Source organism: Onishia taeanensis, from assembly GCF_900100755.1.
Taxonomy (GTDB): Bacteria; Pseudomonadota; Gammaproteobacteria; order Pseudomonadales; family Halomonadaceae; genus Onishia; species Onishia taeanensis.
On the sequence record NZ_FNCI01000005.1, the window covers coordinates 20495 to 38956 of the forward strand.

15 protein-coding genes and 1 pseudogene are annotated in these 18462 nt (G+C 64.3%); 7 read left to right on the plus strand and 9 right to left on the minus strand.

The genetic code is table 11. The features are described from left to right. Positions 1-4: 4 nt before the first annotated feature. On the minus strand, positions 5-880 hold the full coding sequence (locus BLR71_RS08680) for an SDR family oxidoreductase (RefSeq protein ID WP_092525160.1): 876 nt from the start codon (positions 878-880) through the stop codon (positions 5-7). A 79-nt stretch (positions 881-959) separates the two neighbouring features. Here BLR71_RS08680 and BLR71_RS08685 point away from each other — a divergent pair, with 79 nt between their 5' ends. Beyond that, entirely contained in the window at positions 960-1880 is a 921-nt protein-coding gene (locus BLR71_RS08685; protein WP_092525162.1) for a LysR substrate-binding domain-containing protein, read from the plus strand. After that, the gene (gene recG, locus BLR71_RS08690) at positions 1877-3958 is read left to right on the plus strand and encodes an ATP-dependent DNA helicase RecG (RefSeq protein ID WP_092525164.1); all 2082 of its coding nucleotides are present in this window, start codon (positions 1877-1879) and stop codon (positions 3956-3958) included. Before BLR71_RS08685 ends, recG begins: the two co-directional genes overlap by 4 nt. Positions 3959-4024: 66 nt before the next feature. On the opposite strand, the gene yccS is transcribed toward recG, so the two are convergent. The 4 genes and pseudogenes from yccS to BLR71_RS08710 form a co-directional block, all read right to left on the minus strand. Further along, positions 4025-6247: a YccS family putative transporter gene (yccS, locus tag BLR71_RS08695; RefSeq protein WP_092525166.1), complete on the minus strand. Its 2223-nt coding sequence runs from the start codon at positions 6245-6247 to the stop codon at positions 4025-4027. A 332-nt stretch (positions 6248-6579) separates the two neighbouring features. Beyond that, on the minus strand, positions 6580-6936 hold the full coding sequence (locus BLR71_RS08700; protein WP_092525417.1) for a hypothetical protein: 357 nt from the start codon (positions 6934-6936) through the stop codon (positions 6580-6582). Between the two features lie 89 nt (positions 6937-7025). Continuing rightward, a pseudogene (locus BLR71_RS08705) lies at positions 7026-7313 on the minus strand (HU family DNA-binding protein); the annotation flags it as partial. Between the two features lie 138 nt (positions 7314-7451). Further along, positions 7452-8612 carry an FAD-dependent oxidoreductase gene (locus tag BLR71_RS08710; protein WP_092525170.1) on the minus strand — a complete coding sequence of 387 codons (1161 nt, stop codon included), beginning with the start codon at positions 8610-8612 and terminating at the stop codon, positions 7452-7454. Between the two features lie 74 nt (positions 8613-8686). Here BLR71_RS08710 and BLR71_RS08715 point away from each other — a divergent pair, with 74 nt between their 5' ends. The 4 genes from BLR71_RS08715 to phoR all read left to right on the plus strand — a co-directional run bounded on the left by BLR71_RS08715 (position 8687) and on the right by phoR (position 12474). Beyond that, positions 8687-9256: a chorismate--pyruvate lyase family protein gene (locus tag BLR71_RS08715; RefSeq protein ID WP_422730766.1), complete on the plus strand. Its 570-nt coding sequence runs from the start codon at positions 8687-8689 to the stop codon at positions 9254-9256. 135 nt (positions 9257-9391) lie between these two features. After that, the gene (gene ubiA, locus BLR71_RS08720) at positions 9392-10288 is read left to right on the plus strand and encodes a 4-hydroxybenzoate octaprenyltransferase (RefSeq protein WP_422730767.1); all 897 of its coding nucleotides are present in this window, start codon (positions 9392-9394) and stop codon (positions 10286-10288) included. Between the two features lie 184 nt (positions 10289-10472). Continuing rightward, on the plus strand, positions 10473-11162 hold the full coding sequence (phoB, locus tag BLR71_RS08725) for a phosphate regulon transcriptional regulator PhoB (RefSeq protein WP_092525171.1): 690 nt from the start codon (positions 10473-10475) through the stop codon (positions 11160-11162). Between the two features lie 7 nt (positions 11163-11169). Next, a complete protein-coding gene (gene phoR, locus BLR71_RS08730; protein WP_092525173.1) occupies positions 11170-12474 on the plus strand; it encodes a phosphate regulon sensor histidine kinase PhoR in 1305 nt (434 codons plus the stop codon). Positions 12475-12595: 121 nt separating this feature from the next. On the opposite strand, the gene cysZ is transcribed toward phoR, so the two are convergent. Continuing rightward, positions 12596-13342, minus strand: a complete 747-nt coding sequence (gene cysZ, locus BLR71_RS08735) for a sulfate transporter CysZ (RefSeq protein ID WP_092525174.1) — start codon at positions 13340-13342, stop codon at positions 12596-12598. Between the two features lie 119 nt (positions 13343-13461). Then, positions 13462-14190, minus strand: a complete 729-nt coding sequence (gene phoU / locus BLR71_RS08740; protein WP_092525176.1) for a phosphate signaling complex protein PhoU — start codon at positions 14188-14190, stop codon at positions 13462-13464. 295 nt (positions 14191-14485) lie between these two features. Between phoU and BLR71_RS08745 the strand changes: the two genes are divergently transcribed. Continuing rightward, positions 14486-14893, plus strand: a complete 408-nt coding sequence (locus BLR71_RS08745) for an acyl-CoA thioesterase (RefSeq protein ID WP_092525423.1) — start codon at positions 14486-14488, stop codon at positions 14891-14893. Between the two features lie 20 nt (positions 14894-14913). On the opposite strand, the gene BLR71_RS08750 is transcribed toward BLR71_RS08745, so the two are convergent. Together BLR71_RS08750 and uvrD are read right to left on the minus strand one after the other, a co-directional pair. Continuing rightward, positions 14914-16014, minus strand: coding sequence for a TRAP transporter substrate-binding protein (locus tag BLR71_RS08750; RefSeq protein WP_092525177.1), 1101 nt, complete (start codon positions 16012-16014; stop codon positions 14914-14916). Positions 16015-16184: 170 nt separating this feature from the next. After that, entirely contained in the window at positions 16185-18380 is a 2196-nt protein-coding gene (uvrD, locus tag BLR71_RS08755) for a DNA helicase II (RefSeq protein ID WP_092525179.1), read from the minus strand. Between the last annotated feature and the right edge of the window lie 82 nt (positions 18381-18462).

Below are 18462 nucleotides of genomic sequence, written 5' to 3' on the forward strand. Positions count from 1 at the left end.
GATGCTAGCGGGAGGCCTCGGGTAGGAAGCCGCCGGCTTCCAGGACCTGAGCATAGCCCTCACGGTAGCTTGGGTAGCGGAAGACATAGCCGGAGGCCAGCAGGCGGGCGTTATTGCAGCGTTTGCTGGCCCGGCGGCGCAGCGGCGACTGGATGACCTCGGTCGACTCAACCTTGAGTTTGGTGGCAAGCCAGGTCATCACCTCGTGCAAGGGCGCCGGCTCGCAGTCGCTCGCCAGGTAGAGCGGCTCCACCGGCGCATCGTCCAACACGCGCTGAATCAGATGATCGAGCACGCCGGCACAGTCGTCGCGATGGATACGGTTGGAATACATGGGGGGATTGGCGGCGGCGATGCGCCCCTCGCCGGCCTGGCGGATCAGCCGGTCGCGCCCGGGGCCATAGATGCCCGAGAAACGCACCACGGTTCCCGGCAACTCATGTGCCAGCAGCGCCTCTTCGGCCTCCTGCATTAACTGGCCGGAGAAGCCGCTGGGCTCGATGGGGCTGTCCTCATCGACTTCCTCGCCCTCGCGCTGCGCATAAACGCTAGTGGAAGAGACGAAGAACACATGACGCGGCGGCGCCTCGCGGCCGGCGAACTCGGCGAGCACCGCCTTGAGGCCGGCCGGGTAGGCGGCGCGGTAGGCGTCTTCCTCGAAGCGGTCGGCGCTCAGCACATAGATCAGGATATCGGCATCGGGCAGTTGGGCGACCGCGCCCTCGCTGTGAATATCGAGACTCAGCGGCTCGATGCCGCTGCCCTCGAGCGTCGCGGCCGTACGGCGCACCCCAACCACTCGGTGACCGGCCTCGGTGAGACGCTTGCCGAGGGTCGTGCCGATGTCGCCACAGCCAATAATCAGTGTCGTCTTCTTCACCTTTGCCCTGCCCCTTGATAAAAAGTAGCTATCAGAACCATCCTGTTCATTTACTGCGAGTGCGCCGCCAGGCATCACCATGACTCTAACAGAACTCCGCTACATCGTAACCTTGGCGCAAGAGCGCCACTTTGGGCGTGCCGCCGAGCGCTGCTTCGTTTCCCAGCCGACCCTGTCAGTGGCCGTCAAGAAGCTCGAAGAGGAGCTCGGGGTAGCGCTGTTCGAGCGCTCCAAGTCGACGGTGCAGGTCACGCCACTGGGCGAGCAGATCATCGAACAGGCGCAACGTGTGCTCGAGCAGTCAAGCGTCATCCGCGAGCTGGCCAATGCCGGCAAGGACCAGTTGGCGAGCCCGCTGCGCATCGGCGCCATCTATACCATCGGGCCCTATCTGTTTCCCTACCTGATTCCGGAGCTGACCCGCACCGCGCCGCAGATGTCGCTGTACATCGAGGAAGGCTTCACCGCCGACCTGCGGCGTAAGCTGAGAAGCGGCGAGCTCGATGCGATCATCGTCGCGCTGCCCTTCACCGAGACCGACGTGCTAACCAAGCCGATCTACGATGAGGAATTCGAGGTACTGATGCCCGCCGACCACCCCTGGACCTCGCGGGACAGCATCGCCAAGGAAGACCTGCTCCAGGAACGCCTGCTGCTGCTCGGCGAGGGGCACTGTTTCCGCGATCAGATTCTCGAAGCCTGCCCGGCGATCAGTGCCAAGCTCAACAGCCCCAACAATACTCTGACCGCCGAGGGCGGCTCGCTGGAGACCATTCGTCATATGGTGGCCTCGAAGCTCGGCATTACGGTGCTGCCCCATTCGGCGATCGGCACCGGTCACTACGAAGCCGGGGTGCTGACAGCAAAGCCCTTCTCAAGTGACGTGCCCTCGCGCACCGTGGCCATCGCCTGGCGGGCGAGCTTCCCACGGCCCAAGGCCATCGACACCCTCACCGAGGCCATCCGGCGCTGCCGGGCCCGTCAGCTCGAGACCTCATGAGCGAGCTGACCCAGGACGTCAGTGCCCTCAAGGGGGTCGGCGAGGCGCTATCCGGCAAGCTTGGCCGGCTAGGCGTCGCGAGCATCGCCGACCTGCTGTTCCACCTGCCGCTGCGCTATCAGGACCGTACCCGGGTGACGCCGATCGGCACCCTGCGCGCCGGGCACGAGGCGGTGGTGCAGGGTGAGGTCGCAGCCTGCGACGTGATCAAGGGGCGGCGGCGCAGTCTGCTGGTACGCCTCACCGATGGCTCCGGCATCTTGAGTCTGCGCTTCTTTCATTTCTCCCCTGCGCAGCAGCAGCAGTTCCAGCCCGGCACCCGAGTCCACGCCTTCGGCGAGGCTCGGGCCGGCGCCACCGGGCTCGAGATCTATCACCCGGAATATCGCCTGATCAAGGCCGGTGAGGCGGTAGTCGATGAGCACCTGACGCCGCTTTACCCCACCACCGAGGGTCTCAATCAGGCCCGTCTGCGCGGACTGATCGATCAAGCCATGCGCCTGCTGCACGAGGCGCCGGCGGCGCTGCCGGACTGGATACCCACCAGCCTGCGCGAGCGCTTCCAACTGCCCGAGCTGCATGCGGCACTCGACTACCTGCACCACCCGCCGCCCGAGGCTGATCTGGAGCAGCTAAAAGCGGGCACACACCCGACCCAGCGTCGTCTGGCACTGGAGGAGCTGCTGGCCCACCAGCTCAGCCTGCGGGTGGTGCGCCAGCGCATTCAAGCCGATGGTGCCCCGCCGCTGCCCTCTGGCCGCAGCCTGCAGGCACGCTTCGTCTCGAAATTGCCGTTCTCGCTGACCGGCGCCCAGCGCCGGGTACTCGACGAGATCGGTCGGGATATCGAGCGCGCGGTGCCGATGCTGCGTTTGGTACAGGGTGATGTGGGCTCGGGCAAGACGGTGGTGGCGGCGATGGCGGCACTCACCGCCATCGCCGGTGGCTGCCAGGTGGCCATGATGGCGCCCACCGAGCTGCTCGCCGAACAACATTACCGCACCTTCAAGGACTGGTTCGAGCCGCTGGGCATCGAGGTGGCCTGGCTCGCCGGCAAGCTCAAGGGTAAGGCGCGGCTCGATACCAAGGCGGCGCTGGCCGACGGCCGCATACAGCTGGTGGTGGGCACCCATGCGCTCTTTCAGGCCGACGTACACTTCCAATGCCTGGGGCTTGCCATCATCGATGAGCAGCACCGCTTCGGCGTTCACCAGCGCCTGGCACTGCGCGAGAAAGGTGAAGCCGCAGGCCTGACGCCCCATCAGTTGGTGATGACGGCCACCCCGATTCCCCGCACCCTGGCGATGAGCGCCTATGCCGACCTGGACGTCTCGGTGATCGACGAGCTGCCGCCGGGGCGCACCCCGGTACAGACCGTGGCGGTGCCCGACGAGCGCCGCCCCGAGGTAGTCGCGCGTATCGAACGGGCCTGCGCCGAGGGCCGCCAGGCCTACTGGGTCTGCACCCTGATCGAGGAATCTGAGGCCCTGCAGTGCCAGGCCGCCGAGGCCACCCACGAGAGCCTCACCGAGGCACTGCCGGGGCTCGCCATCGGCCTGGTGCACGGTCGCATGAAGGCCGGCGAGAAGGCCGAGGTGATGGCGGCCTTCAAGGACGGTGAGCTGGACCTGCTGATCGCCACCACGGTGATCGAGGTCGGCGTCGACGTGCCCAACGCCAGCCTGATGATCATCGAGAATCCAGAGCGCCTGGGGCTCTCGCAGCTTCATCAGCTACGCGGCCGGGTCGGGCGCGGTGCCACCGAGAGCTTCTGCGTGCTGCTCTACCATCCGCCGCTGTCGGCACATTCACGGGAGCGGCTGGGCGTCATGCGCGAGACCACCGACGGCTTTCGCATCGCCGAGAAGGATTTGGAGCTGCGCGGGCCCGGCGAGGTGCTGGGAACGCGCCAGACGGGGCTTGCGGCAATGAAGATTGCCGACCTGGAACGCGACCGTGACCTGCTCGAGCGGGTCGGCCCACTGGCCAAGGCCCTGCTCGAAGAATCCCCGGCCTCGAGCGCACCCTTGATTCGACGCTGGCTGGGTGAAGAAGCCGGACGCTACGGCCAGGTCTGAGCCGAATCAGTCTCAGCCGACCCAGTCTGGGCCGAGTCAGTCTGGGCCGAGTCAGTCTGGGCCGAGTCAGGCCTGACCGGCGTAGGAGGCATCCGCCGACTCATCGTCTGGGTGGTTAAGCACTCGGTCTGCCGCCTCGCTTATCGGCACCAGCTGGCGTGCGATATGCGAAAGCTGAGTCTGGATCACTCGGCGAGCATCATCGCCATCGTCCTGCGCCATGGTGGGCTCTTGCTCGAAGCGCGTCTGCAGGGCGCGTTGTTCATCCTGGAAGTCCGGGCTCTGCTGGCCCGACATCAGATTGGCGGCAATCGCCTCGAAGCCATCGGCCAAGCGGCGCGCCGCTGCATAAATTGACGCATCGCCCGCGCTCGTCGTCAGGGTGCCGCGGTGGGCGCCCAGCGCAGACAGATAGCCCAGCAGGGTATGCGAGACGACCAGAAAGCGAAAACCCTCGTCGGCATCCTTCTTACGATAATGACCCGGCTCCTGCAGCATGTTGGCGAGTACCGTGGAGAGCGCGGCATCCGCGTTGTGGGCGTTGCGCCGCGCCAGACGGTAGGCGAGATCATCCTGCTTGCCGGTCTCATATTGATGGATGATCTCGCGCAGATAGTCGCTATTGCGCGATAGCGCCGTCGACGCCACCTTGTTGAGCCGCCGCCCCTGCCAGTCGGGCAAGATAAAGAAGACCGCCAGCCCCGAGATCAGGGCGCCGATCAGCGTATCGACAAGGCGCGGCATAATCAGATCGAAGCCATCGCCAACCTGGTTGAAGCTGGTCAGCACCATGACGGTGATCGCGACCGTGGCAATGACATAGTGCTTTTCGCGATTGGCAAAGAAAGCGACACCGGCAACGACCGATAGCAGGCACTGCACCAAGGCACTGGGAAAGAGACTGATCGATGCCCAGCCCAGGAGAAGCCCGATCGTGGTGCCCAGAATACGCTGGCGGAGAAAGCGCCGTGTGGCGCCGAAATTGGGCCGACACACGAACAAGGTGGTCAACAGTATCCAGTAGCCCTGCGTGGGGTGGATAAGGTGTAGCACGCCATAGCCCGCCAGCAGCGCGAGCGATAGGCGAAGCGCGTGACGAAAGGTCGGCGAACCGGGCGTCAGATTGAGGCGAATGCGCTCCCAGGCATCCTTGACGCTACGCGGGGAACGATTGAACAGGCTGGGGTCTTTCTGGTCGGCGCTGGCATCAGGGTTGTAAGCACTGGCCAACTGCTCCTCCAGGGTCGTCAGGTTGCGTCCGAGCGCCTGCAATGAGCGCAGCAGCGGCGCCCATTGGGGATGATCCAGGTCCTGCAGGTAGGCGATCGACGCGCGCAGGTCATCCAGTGCCTGCTCACTCGGACCGTGATCGAAGGGTTGGCGCAGCAGCAGCGCCTTGGATAGGCGCTTGCAGGACCGCCCCTGCTGGTCGAGCAGCCGCTGGCAGCGAAACAGCACGTCATAGTGAAAAAACGTCTCGGCGAGCGCCGAGTAGGGATAGTGGGAGGCGCTGACGCGCTCGTGAATGTCCTGAGCAATGAAATAAAGCCGCAGATAGCGGTTGAGCTTACGGCTGCCACGCTGGCCTTCAAGGCGCCGGAAGATCATCTCCTTGGCCTGGTTGAGGGCCATCACCACGCGCCCATTCTGCCGTGCCAAGGCCACACGACGGCTCTCGACATCCACCTCCCTGACCGGCTCGAACAGCGTCGCCTTGATCACCAGGTATTCGCCCAGCTCCCGGTATAGCTGCGCCATGCTCTGCTTGACCGGCTGACGCGAGAACAGCGCGCACCAAACGACCGAGATCACGCCATACCAAGCGGCGCCGCCGACCAGCAGCATGGGTTGGTACCAGAAGTGGCCCTCGGTAGTCCCGCCGTGCTGCTCGATATTGATCATCGAGTAGACCGATAGGATCAGCGTCGCCGTGGCGATCGTCGCGTAACGCTGCTCGATAGCGCCCAGCATGATCAGGGTGAACGTCGCCAGTGTCAGCCCGGTGGCAAACAACCAGGGCCAGGGAAAGAGCAGCTCAACCGCCGCCGAGGCGACGAAAAAACAGGGCAAGATGACCAACAGCGCCCTGACACGCCCCTCCCAGTGATCGTCGGTCTCCGCCAGCGCGCTGGCGATGATGCCGAGAAACAGCGGGATGGCCAGCGCCATATGGTCCTGATACCAGCTCAGCGCCATGGCACCGCTCAAGGCGATGAAGACACGGAAGCTGTAGGCGAATTTGTCGAGTGTCCACAGTCGGCGCAGCGAATGAGAGAACGAAGCGGAAATCTCAATAACTCCTGACAGGCGGCAAGGATGGCGGCATCAGCGGCAGGCGCTTGGCCGCGTCATCTGCCGGCGGCGAGGCGATAACGCCCAGCAGCAAAATAGTTAGACTTTAGTATAACTCCATCTGGCTGATGAACCACTGTGCACGCCGCTCACCATCCTAAATGGGCCGCCTAGGGATCGCGACCGACTAGCGGCCTGCATCATGCAGAAAGTCGGCGAAGGGAGCGGGGCTTGATATCGAGACGGGAGCCGACAAGACCTGCTGCCGAGGCCCTCTACGGGTACTTATAGTGAGGTACTGGCAGTGAGGTACTGGCAACAGCGAGTTGCTACAGGTGCTTGAACAGGCGCTGCAGTTTGGCGAGATCGCCGCTGTCACCGACCAGGCGAAGCCTGCCGGCCATCAGCCCTTCTCGGAAGGCGCGGGGCGTCGGCTTGCGCAACACCTTGACGGCCGTGGCCGCATCCTCGAAGCGCAGCTCCAGATCAAGATCTATCGGCAGGCCGGGCGCGGAGGTGATGCCGTCGGGACTCATTCGATAATGGCGGGCAATCGAGAGATCCTCGGTGCCGATCCCCCAGTCCAGATGCTTCAGCTCGGACAGGGCTTCACGAAAGCGTGGCTTGCGACGTCGGGCGCGCTTGAGCATTACGCTCAGCAGCCAGAGCATCAAACGAAGCGTCATGGGCATGCCTCAGGGGAAGAAGTTCATTCCACCGGCCGACCGGCGACCGGTGGAGCGCGTCTACCGGGACGCGCAGATGACCGCCAACCTTACTTGGTGACGGCGTCTTTCAGCGCCTTGCCGGGCTTGAACGCCACGGTCTTGCTGGCCGGAATGGTCAACGGCTGACCGGTCTGAGGGTTCTTGCCAGTGCGGGCGGCACGCTCGCGAACGGTGAAAGAGCCGAAGCCGATCAGCGAGACATCTTGTCCCTTGGCGACGCTGCCGGTGATTTCATCGAGGATAACGTTGAGTACTTGGCTGGCCTTGTCTTTGGATAGGTCAGCACGCTCGGCGATCGCCGAGGCAAGTTCTGGTTTGCGCATGTAGCCCTCCTGGTGTGCGGTTCAAGACGGCATCCGCCGCCTCAGTGCGTTGTGAGGTCGGTTCTTGGTGGAGTCGCGGTGGTTCGAATCCAAGCCGGTGTTGACCATGATGCCGAGGTGATCGAAGTGGTCACGCCGGCAGCAGCCAAACTAGATTAGCAATGCTGGGGCGACTCGTGCCAGTTCGACTTTCCGACGCACGCAGGCCCCTGTCAACGCAAAACCAATCATACGTCCGTTTTCGTCTTCCGCCAGCGCGCTCCAATCGCGCCCTTCTCCCTCGATCCGCCAGTGGGCCGGCACTTGGCGCGGTGGCAGCGCGACCACTGGCAGCAGCGGTGTCTTTACCAGTATCGGCCAGGGGCCGTAGGACACCGGCGTCGGGGTGCCGGTGAGCGTCGCCGCCAACGCCTTGGCACCGGCCTGCAGGGGCTGGACGTACATGGCGTTGATGCCATCGACGCAGGCCACGTCGCCCAACGCATAGATGCCCGGCTGCGATGTAGCCAGATAACGATCGGTATGCACGCCCTCGGGGCCCACGGCTAGGCCTGCGGCTTCGGCTAGCGCCGTGCGCGGCGAAAGGCCGGTGGCAACCAGCACCAGATCCGCCTCGAGCGTCCGGCCATCGTCGAGCGTCAGCGCCAGCTGCTCGCCGCCCTCGTCGAGCGCTGCCAGGGTGCGGCCCGTTTCCAGCGCGATGCCGGCCTCACGGAAGGCATCCTGCAGAGCGGCGCCCAGCGTCTCGGGCAGCAGCCGCGCCAGCGGCGTAGGCTCCGGGGCAATCAGCGTCACCCCATGGCCGCCGGCTACCAGGTCATTGGCATACTCACAGCCGACCAAGCCACTGCCGATGATCGCCACGCGAGCCGGACGCTCGAATGCCTCGAGTGCCGCGTGGAAGGCGCGATAGTCATCCAGGTCATTGATGGTGAAAACACGCTCAGCCAGCGCGGGCGGAATCGCGAAGGGCGCCGCCGGTGCCGCGCCGGTGGCCAGCACCAGCTCGCCATAGGGCAGCGTCTCGGTGCCGATGTCGAGGCACTTCGTCAGCGGGTCGATCGCCGTGACCCGCGTGTGGGTGCGGACCACGGCGTCGAGGCCTTCGGCAAGCGAGAGCGCATCGCGGCTGACAAGCCTAGCGGGAGGCAGTCCCTTGGCGAAGCCGGTGGAAAGCATCGGCTTGGAATAATCGTCACCGCTATCGGCCGTGATCAGGGTAATCGGCCGCGCGGCGTCACGGGCACGCACCTGGCGGGCCAACTGAATACCGGCCATGCCGGTGCCGAGGATGGTCAAGGGTGCAGTCATGGCGCTCCCGACAAGCAATAACGTGAACGCTGCATGGTACACTATGCGCCCCGATATTGGCCTGGAGGCGCCCGGTGCGCGATCGCCCGACATCTCCCTCTCTACACACCGCTTGGCTGAACACCCCCTGGCGCCGCTGGTATCCCGCCGCCGTGGCGCGGCCGGCGATGAGCCCCGCCTGGTGGACCTGGGTCGCCAGCCGCGACTCGCTGACGGCGAGACTGATCGCTGCCGCCGACGGTCGCCCCTTTCGGGTGCGGCTGCTGGATCAGCGCATCGGCCGCCCCAGCAACGACGAAGCCCGGGCACTGGGGCTCAAGCCCCGAGAGCGCGCCTGGCTGCGCGAGGTGGCGCTGTGTATCGACGAGCGGCCCTGGGTGGTCGCTCGCTCGGTGGTGCCGCTCGCCAAGCTCCACGGCCAGCGCCTGGATCGCCTCGGCGAGCGCTCCTTGGGCCACTGGCTGTTCCGTCAGCCGGACCTGGAACGCGGGCCGATTGAGGTTACCCAGGCCACGGCAGGCTTCCACGACGGCCACGGGCCCTGGGGGCGGCGCTCGATGTTTCATCACGGCCGCTTCGCGGTGCTTGTTCAGGAGTTCTTCCTCGATACCATGGCCGCTGAACTGAGCCTGCCGCCGCGCTGAGCTGCCGTTCTTCACGCCCGAATCCCATCACTTGGCCGTGGCGCAAAACGAGCCCTGGCGTTGAATCGACCGGCGCGATACAAGAGTGCCCTGGCCCCGAACGATAGGCGTCATAACGGGGCCTTGAGAGACAACATGGAGATCGAGATGGATCACGTCGAGCGCCCCCGCGGCCTGGCCCGCCTGCCCGACTTTCTGGCGCTGATGCGCCTCAATCGCCCCATCGGCACCTGGCTACTGATGTGGCCGACGCTCTGGGCACTGTGGCTGGCCGCCGAGGGCCTGCCTAGCCGCAACCTGCTGCTGATCTTCATCGCCGGGGTCTATCTGATGCGCGCCGCAGGCTGCGTGGTCAACGACTACGCCGACCGTCACCTGGATGGCCACGTCAAGCGCACCAAGTCTCGGCCGCTGGCCACCGGTCGCATTGCCGAGCGCGAGGCCAAGGCGCTGTTCGCGACCCTCATCGCCGCCTCCTTCGTGCTGGTGTGCTTCACCAACGGTCTCACCGTGCTGCTATCGGTGGCCGCCGTGGCCCTGGCGGCGGTTTATCCGTTCATGAAACGCTATACGCACCTGCCCCAGGTCGTGCTGGGAGCGGCCTTCTCGATGGCCATTCCGATGGCCTTCTCGGCCGTGACCGGCGCCGTACCGCTGGAGGCCTGGCTGTTATTCGCCGCCAACCTGTGCTGGACGGTCGCCTATGATACGCAGTACGCCATGGTCGACCGCGACGATGACTTGAAGATCGGCATCAAGTCGACGGCGGTGCTATTCGGGCGCGCCGATATCCTGATGATCGTGCTGCTGCAGCTCTTGACCCTTGGGTTGCTGGGGCTGGTCGGTGCTCGCCTGGCCCTGGGCAGCTTTTTCTGGCTGGGGCTAGGCGCCATGGCCGCGATCTTCGTTTATCAATTCAGGCTGATCCGCGGCCGCGACCGGGATCGCTGCTTCCAGGCCTTCCTCAATAATCACTGGGCGGGGCTGGTGCTGTTCGCCGGCCTGGCCCTGACGCTATGGCCGGCAGCCTGACCCCTGGGCCGAGCCACAGCGACACCGGCAAGAGCGCGACAGACGCATGCCCCACGTCAGCGCCCTTGAAAAGGGTCTTAGAATGAGTCCTTGGTGGACGCCCCATGTCATGGCAATGTCATATTAGCGTGGTGGAATCGTCATCATCTTGTCATTGTCCCTGTGAGGCCAGGAGGCCAGCCAGATGAGCACCAAGACCGTCCTGATCGTCGATGACGAAGCCTCTATCCGCGAGATGATCGCCATCGCCCTGGAGATGGCCGACTATCAGGTCCTCGAGGCCGACAACGCCCAGACAGCGCATGCCATGGTCGTCGATCATCAGCCCGACCTGCTGGTACTCGACTGGATGATGCCGGGCATCAGCGGTATCGAACTGGCCCGTCGCCTCAAGCGTGACGAAACCACCGCCGAACTGCCGATCATCCTGCTGACCGCTAAGGGCGAAGAAGACAACAAGATTCAGGGGCTCGAGGCCGGGGCGGATGACTACATCACCAAGCCTTTCTCGCCCCGCGAGCTGGTGGCCCGGCTCAAGGCGGTGCTGCGCCGCGCCACGCCCAAGGGCATCGAACAGGCGGTCGAGGTCGAAGGCCTGATGCTCGACCCGGCCAGCCATCGCGTCAGCACCCACGGTGCGCCGCTGGATATCGGCCCCACCGAGTATCGTCTGCTGCAATTCTTCATGACCCACCCGGAGCGCGCCTATACCCGCAGTCAGCTGCTGGACCAGGTCTGGGGCGGCAATGTCTACGTCGAGGAGCGCACCGTCGATGTACACATCCGCCGCCTGCGCAAGGCTCTTGGCGAGGCACATCAACACCTGATTCAGACCGTGCGCGGCACGGGCTACCGCTTCTCTGCCAAGGGCTGAGCGATAGATGAAACTCTGGTCCCTGGAATTCTGGCGGCTGGCCTGGCTGGCGGGTGTTCTGACCCTGGCGGGGCTGGTCTTCGATGCTCCCGGCCTGGGTCTGGCTCTGGGAGTCGGGATCTATCTAGTTTTCCATCTGCGCCAGCTACACGCCCTGCATCACTGGCTGACCCACTCGAGGCACGGTGACCCACCCGAGGCCAGCGGGATCTGGGGCGAGATCTTCGATCGCCTGCATCATCATCAGAAAGCACAAGCCAAGACCCAGCAGCGCCTGCGCAGCACCCTGCAACGCATTCAGGATTCCTCGGAGGCGATGAGCGACAGCGTGGTGATGCTCGACCGCCGTGGCGATCTGGAATGGTGGAACAGCGCCGCCGAGACCATGCTGGGGTTGAAGACGCATCAGGACCGTGGCCAGCACATCACCAACCTGATCCGCGCCCCGCGCTTCGTTGAGTACTTCGACAAGCGCGCCTACGGCGAGCCGCTGACGCTGACCTCGCCGATCGACGACCGGCGTGTCCTGCAGTTCCAACTGACGCTCTATGGCGACGACGAGCGCCTGCTGATGGCCCGTGACATCACCCGCCTGCATCGCCTGGAGCAGATGCGCCGCGACTTCGTGGCCAACGTTTCCCATGAGCTGCGCACCCCGCTCACGGTGCTGACCGGCTACCTGGAGACCTATGCCGACCACGCCGAGCTCATGCCGCCGCGCCTGGCCCGCAGCCTGTCGCAGATGCAGGGCCAGGCCAAGCGCATGCAGAATCTGGTCGATGATCTGCTGATGCTGTCGCGTCTGGAGATCGACCAGCCCAATGCGCACAACGAGCATGTCTCCGTGCCGCCCCTGCTGGAAGCGATCCAGCACGACGCCGAGTCACTGTCGGGCGGCCACCACCAGATCAGCCTCGACATCCAGTCGCAACAGGCATTGCGCGGCGACCCCAAGGAACTGCGCAGCGCCATCTCCAACCTGGCTTTCAACGCCGTGCGCTACAGCGGCGAGGGCTGCCATATCGTGCTGCGTTGGCGCGATCATCCGGCGGGCGCTGCCCTGGAAATCGAAGACGACGGCGAAGGCATCGACCCGGTGCATATCCCTCGCCTCACTGAGCGTTTTTATCGGGTCGACAAGGGCCGCAGCACGGCCACCGGCGGCACCGGCCTGGGCCTGGCCATCGTCAAGCACGTACTGCTGCGCCACGACGCCCGACTGGAAATTTCCTCCTATCCCGACCAAGGGGCCGTGTTTCGCTGCGTATTCCCCCACAAGCGTATGGTCGAGGATCAAGCGGCTCACGCCTGATGTGGCTGCCAGATCTAAACGCCGCCAGACCTAAAAAAGCCCCGCCAGCGGGGCTTTTGGCGTCAGACCAGACGATACCGAGAGCTCACATCAAAGAAGTCCGCAGGTCTGGCCCTTGGGCTTAGCGACGGGTTGCGACCGCCGCGCCTGAGGCGTCAAGATCGCGATAGTGGCGATCCCACATCAGCACTGAGCCCGCCACGGCGCCGGGCAGCAGGAAGAGATTGGCCAATGGAATCCAGGTCAGCAGCGTGACCCAGCCGCCGAAGGTCAGGGTCGGCCACCAGCGACGGCGCAGCCGGCGGCGCATATCGGCAAAACTGACGGCGTTGTTGTCCATCGGGTAGTCAAGGTAGGTGATGGCCATCACCCAGGCCGAGAACAGCAACCATAACGGCGGCGCCAGCAGGTTCACCGCCGGCACCCAGCTCAGCACAAACAACAGCGCCATGCGCGGCACGATATAGCCGAGCTTGACCAGCTCGCGGCCCAGGGCATCGACCCCGGTGCGCACCAGTCCGCGTTCGTCCTGGGGAGGACGGCCCGTCTGTTGCGCCTCGACCTTGGCCGCCAGAAAACCATAGAAGGGGGCGGCGATCAGGTGCGTGACCAGGGTGAAGCTGAAGAACACCACCAGCACCAGGGTCACCACGAACAGCGGCCAGATCAGCCATTCGAGCCAATCAAGCCAGCCCGGCACCATCGTCATCCAGCCATCCAGCCAGCCGCCAAAATGACTCAGCACGAACTGGAGCCCGGCAACATAGACCACCAGGTTGACCAGCATCGGCACGAATACATAGCGTCTCAGGCCCGGGCTGAAGACCAGCCGCGTGCCTCGGATCAGCGCCGTCAGGGCGTTGAGCATTCTTTCGCCACTCCTTGTCTCGGGCTAGGGTTCATTCGATTCAAACATCATAGATAAAACAACGCCGCCGCTGAAAGCGGCGGCGATGTAAGCACTTGATGCCGCCGAAGCGGCCCTGATCAATTACGCTGCTTGAGCGCTTCCTCGTCAAGATCATCCGGATCGATATGGCGAATATCCAAGCCCTTGACCAGGTAGATGACGTACTCGGCCAGGTTGTTGGCATGATCGCCGATGCGTTCCAGGGCGCGCAGTACCCACATCACGCTCAGCACCGAGGTGATGGAGCGAGGATCTTCCATCATGAAGGTCATCAGCGAGCGCATCGCGGTGGTGTACTCGCTGTCGACGGCCTCGTCCTCATGGACCACCTTGAGCGCCAGGTCGATGTCGAAGCGGGCAAAGCTGGTCAGTGAATCACGCACCATGTTGCGCACGCGCTCGCTGATATGACGCACCTCGACGAAGCCTTTCTTGCCGTTGTCCGACTCACTCAGCGTCAGAGCGTTGCGCGCAATCTTGGTGGCCTCGTCACCAATGCGCTCGAGGTCGGACACGGCACGGGTGACCGCCATCACCAGGCGCAGGTCGGAGGCCGCCGGCTGGCGCCGTGCCAGCACGCGTGTGCACTCCTCGTCGATCTTGATCTGCATGTCGTTGACGGTCCGGTCCTGATCGGAAACCTGTCTTGCTAGGCTCGAGTCGCCCTCGATCAGGGCAATGACAGCATCCTGAACCTGTTTCTCGACCAGGCCGCCCATGGCCATCAGGTGATTCTTGAGATCTTCGAGCTCATGGTTGAACTGGCGGGAAATATGCTGGCTGTGGGTATCGCTGGTGATATCCATGGTGACACTCCTTGAGGACGCGCGGCATCTCCTTGCGCCCAATATCGTATGCTCGGATCCGCGCGAACCGCGGTACTGAAAGCCCTGCCACTGGCGAATGCGTCAGGGTGTCATAGCGTGCCTTGGTATCATGACGCAAACAGGTTGCAATACGATGACGGCAGGCTCCCTCCCCTGGGTGGTGACGCCAGGGGCCGGCGGTTATGATGACAGCGCCGGCCGCGCCCAGCGTGGGCCATCCTTGCGTGCATTTTACTACACCTTTGACAACAACAAGCCCACTGGAAACGCCGCCATGACCGATATCGATGACGTTCCCGCACCTCAGGGCCAATTGACCCTAAAATTGCTCGCCACCCGCCAGGACACCAATCTTTATGGCGACATTCCCGGCGGCTGGCTGGTCAGCCACATGGACCAGGCCGCCGAGCTGGCCGCGGGTCGCATCGCCCACGGCCGCACCGCCACGGTGGCCATCGAGGCCATGGACTTCCTGTGCCCAGTACGCGAGGGCTCGGTGGTCAATATCTTCACCGAACTGCGTGAAATCGGCCGCAGTTCGATCAAGATCAACGTCGAGGTGTGGAGCCGTCCGCCCCACGAGCGCAACCCCGATGAGCTTCACAAGGTGACCGAGGCGCGTTTCGTGATGGTGGCGATGGATGACAACGGCCGCATACGCGCGGTGCCCGACGGCCGTTGATCCAAGACAGCGGCAGTGGATCAGCCGCTGACCAGCTCCCGCGTTTTCAGATAGGCAAACTCACCGACATCACTGAACGGCCGCACCAGCGACTGGAAGTCGCGGTAAGACTCGAGGATCCTCCGGGAGTCTTCGTCGGCCTCGGTCTGTTTCGCCAGGACTTCCTGCGATGACGCATAGAGCGCCTCGATCACCTCATCGGGGAATTGACGCAGTTTTACGCCGTGGTCGTCGACCAGCGTTTTCAACGCCTCGGCATTACGCAGCGTGAATTCGTCGATCATCGCCAGGTTGGCGGAACGTGCGGCTTCCGTGACCACCACCTTGAGATCATCCGGCAGCGCCTGCCAGGCATCCAGGTTGACGGTACCCTCGAGAATCGCACTGGGTTCGTTCCAGGCCGAGGTGTAGTAGTAGTCGGCGACCTGATGCAGGCCAAAGGCCAGATCGTTGTAGGGCCCCACCCAGTCCGCAGCGTCCAATACGCCGGTCTGCATCGAGGTAAATATCTCGCCCCCCGGCATATTGAGGGTGGTCACGCCGATGCCGTTCATGGCCTCGCCGGCAAGACCCGGCAGGCGCAGCTTGAGGCCCTGCATGTCCTCGAGCGAATTGATTTCGCGCTTGAACCAGCCCGCCATCTGGGTGCCGGTGTTGCCGACGGCGAAGGGCTTGAGGTTGTACTTGGCATAGAGCGCATCCCAGAGTGCCTGCCCTTCTCCCTGGTACAGCCAGGAGTTGGTTTCCTGAGTGGTCATGCCGAAGGGCACGGCGGTGAACATCTGCGCCGCCGGCACCTTGCCCCGCCAGTAGTAAGAGGCCGAGTGGCCCATCTGGGCGGTGCCTGACGAGACCGCATCGAACACTTCCAATGCCGGAACCAGCTCGCCGGCCCCATAGACGTCGACGCGCATGCGCCCACCGGACAGTTCACCGATACGCTTGGCGAAATCGTTGGCGCCGGTCCCCAGGGCGGGGAAGTTCTTCGGCCAGGAGGTGACCATTTTCCAGGTAATGGTCTCTTCAGCGCGAGCAGTGGAAACGAAAGGCGCCGCGGCAATGCCGGCGGCACCGGCGCCCAGGGCGGTAAGGAAGTGACGACGATGAAGGGGGCGTGACATGAAGAAGTCGGCTCCGGTTGGCGGATTATCGGTATGGTTTGCTGGTGTCCGCCCCAAAGTATGCTTGAGGCCCGAATTGCCGGGCAAGCTCGACGCTCGTCTACCCGGCATGGCGCACTTTTCTTGAACGGGCATCTGCCTGCCCTTGCCCGCCTGGTGTCATGGTTCGCTTAGAGCGGCGTCAGCTTGGCAAACCCCAGCACCAGCCACTTGTCGCCTTCGCCCTCGAAGCTGACCTGCACTCGGGCGCGCTCGCCTTGCCCCTCGGCGTTGAGGATGACCCCTTCGCCGAATACCGGGTGGCTGACCCGCTGCCCAAGCGACAGGGAAGGCAGGTCGTCGCCGCCATCAACCGACGACTGGGAGGGGGCATGCCCGGCGGTCACCGGACGCGAGATCTGGCCGCGCAGACGCACTTCCTCAAGATACTCCGCCGGAATTTCGCGCAGAAAACGTGACGGCCGCTGGAAGGTTTCCTTGCCATGCAGGCGACGCAGCTCGGCGTGAGTCAGGTAGAGCTTGGTCATCGCCCGTGTCAGGCCCACGTAACACAGCCGGCGCTCCTCTTCGAGGCGGCCAGGCTCTTCCATCGACATCTTGTGCGGGAAGAGGCCCTCCTCGACGCCGGCGATGAAGACCACCGGAAACTCGAGGCCCTTGGCCGAGTGCAGGGTCATCAACTGCACGCAGTCTTCGAAGTCATCGGCCTCGTGGTCGCCGGCATTGAGCGCCGCCTCGGCGAGGAAAGGCTCCATGGCAGCGGCGCCCTCGCCGACCTCCTGGCCGTTCAGTGCATCGCCCTGGGTAAAGGCACGGGCGGCGTTGACCAGCTCGTCGAGGTTCTCGACCCGCGCTTGCCCCTTCTCACCCTTCTCGCTGCGGTGATGCTCGACCAGTCCCGATTGCTGGGTGACGTGGGTGATAATCTCGTGCAGCGCCATGCCGGCGGTGTCGTTGTCGAAGCGTTCGATCAGTTCCGCGAAGGCGCGCACCGCATTGCCGGCGCGGCCCTTGAGGGTGGCGTCCGCGAGGCAATCGTGCAGCGCCTGCCAAAGGGAAACGTTGGTCACTCGCGCCCGTTCGCGAAGGATCTCCACGGTACGAGTGCCAATGCCCCGAGCCGGGACGTTGATCACCCGCTCCAGCGACGCATCGTCTTCCCGGTTCAGCAGCAGCCGCAGGTAGGCCAGGGCATTCTTGATCTCCAGCCGCTCATAGAAACGCTGGCCGCCGTAAATGCGGTACGGCATGCCCTGGCGGATCAGGGTCTCCTCGAGCACCCGCGACTGAGCGTTGGAGCGATACAGGATGGCGATCTCGCGCCGCGCGGTGCCTTCCTTCACCTGTGAGGCGATGGTATCGACGATGTAGCGCGCTTCGTCCAGATCATTGAAGCCGGCATAGAGCGAAATCGGCTCGCCGCGGTCGCCGTCGGTCCACAGCTCCTTGCCCATGCGCCCGGTGTTCTGGCTGATCAGGGCGTTGGCCGCCTCGAGGATGGCGCTGGTCGAGCGATAATTCTGCTCCAGGCGCACCGTCTTGGTGTCCTTGAACTCCTCTTCGAAGCGGCGGATGTTTTCGACCCGGGCGCCGCGCCAGCCATAGATCGACTGGTCGTCGTCGCCGACTACCGTGATGCCGGCCTGTTCGCCGGTGAGCAGCTTGAGCCAGGCGTACTGCAGGGTGTTGGTGTCCTGGAACTCATCGACCAGCACATGGGCGAAGCGCTCCCGGTAGTGGGCGAGCAGCGCCGGGTTATCGCGCAGAAGCTCCAGGCTTCGCAGCAGCAGTTCGCCGAAATCGACCAGGCCGCCGCGCTCGCAGGTCAGCTGATAGCGCTCGTAGAGCTCGACCATCTGGCCGAGATAGGCATCGCCATGGGTCTGCACCTGATGGGGGCGCAGGCCTTCTTCCTTGCAGCCGGAGATGAAGTACTGCACCTGGCGCGGCGGGAAGCGCTCGTCATCGATGTTGTGGTCCTTGAGCAGACGCTTGACCAGGCGCAGCTGATCGTCGCTGTCGAGGATCTGGAAGTGTTGCGGCAGCCGCGCATCCTGCCAGTGGGTGCGCAGCAGGCGATGAGCGATGGAGTGAAAGGTGCCGACCCAGACATTGCGCAGCGACTGACCGAGCAGGGCTTCCAGTCGGGTGCGCATCTCCCGAGCCGCCTTGTTGGTGAAGGTCACGGCGAGAATCGCATAGGGCGACAGGCCCTCGGTGCGCATTAGCCAGGCGATTCGATGCACCAGCACCCGGGTCTTGCCCGAGCCGGCACCCGCCAGCACCAGCATGTTGCCCTGGGGGGCACTGACGGCCTCACGCTGGGCCGCGTTGAGGTGATCGAGAATCGCCGTGACGTCATCCATAGCGGGGCACTTCGGGTCGAAAAATGGACGCCTAGCTTAGCATAATCAGGCCCTGGGGCGGGCCGTCTGCCGGCGCAGCTGC

Excerpts from the sequence above, each read along its gene's own strand:
- BLR71_RS08685 (WP_092525162.1), top strand. The coding sequence starts at position 960 with ATGACTCTAACAGAACTCCGCTACATCGTAACCTTGGCGCAAGAGCGC.
- recG (WP_092525164.1), top strand. The coding sequence starts at position 1,877 with ATGAGCGAGCTGACCCAGGACGTCAGTGCCCTCAAGGGGGTCGGCGAG.
- BLR71_RS08700 (WP_092525417.1), bottom strand. The coding sequence starts at position 6,936 with ATGACGCTTCGTTTGATGCTCTGGCTGCTGAGCGTAATGCTCAAGCGC.
- BLR71_RS08710 (WP_092525170.1), bottom strand. The coding sequence starts at position 8,612 with ATGACTGCACCCTTGACCATCCTCGGCACCGGCATGGCCGGTATTCAG.
- ubiA (WP_422730767.1), top strand. The coding sequence starts at position 9,392 with ATGGAGATCGAGATGGATCACGTCGAGCGCCCCCGCGGCCTGGCCCGC.
- phoB (WP_092525171.1), top strand. The coding sequence starts at position 10,473 with ATGAGCACCAAGACCGTCCTGATCGTCGATGACGAAGCCTCTATCCGC.
- phoR (WP_092525173.1), top strand. The coding sequence starts at position 11,170 with ATGAAACTCTGGTCCCTGGAATTCTGGCGGCTGGCCTGGCTGGCGGGT.
- cysZ (WP_092525174.1), bottom strand. The coding sequence starts at position 13,342 with ATGCTCAACGCCCTGACGGCGCTGATCCGAGGCACGCGGCTGGTCTTC.
- phoU (WP_092525176.1), bottom strand. The coding sequence starts at position 14,190 with ATGGATATCACCAGCGATACCCACAGCCAGCATATTTCCCGCCAGTTC.
- BLR71_RS08745 (WP_092525423.1), top strand. The coding sequence starts at position 14,486 with ATGACCGATATCGATGACGTTCCCGCACCTCAGGGCCAATTGACCCTA.
- BLR71_RS08750 (WP_092525177.1), bottom strand. The coding sequence starts at position 16,014 with ATGTCACGCCCCCTTCATCGTCGTCACTTCCTTACCGCCCTGGGCGCC.
- uvrD (WP_092525179.1), bottom strand. The coding sequence starts at position 18,380 with ATGGATGACGTCACGGCGATTCTCGATCACCTCAACGCGGCCCAGCGT.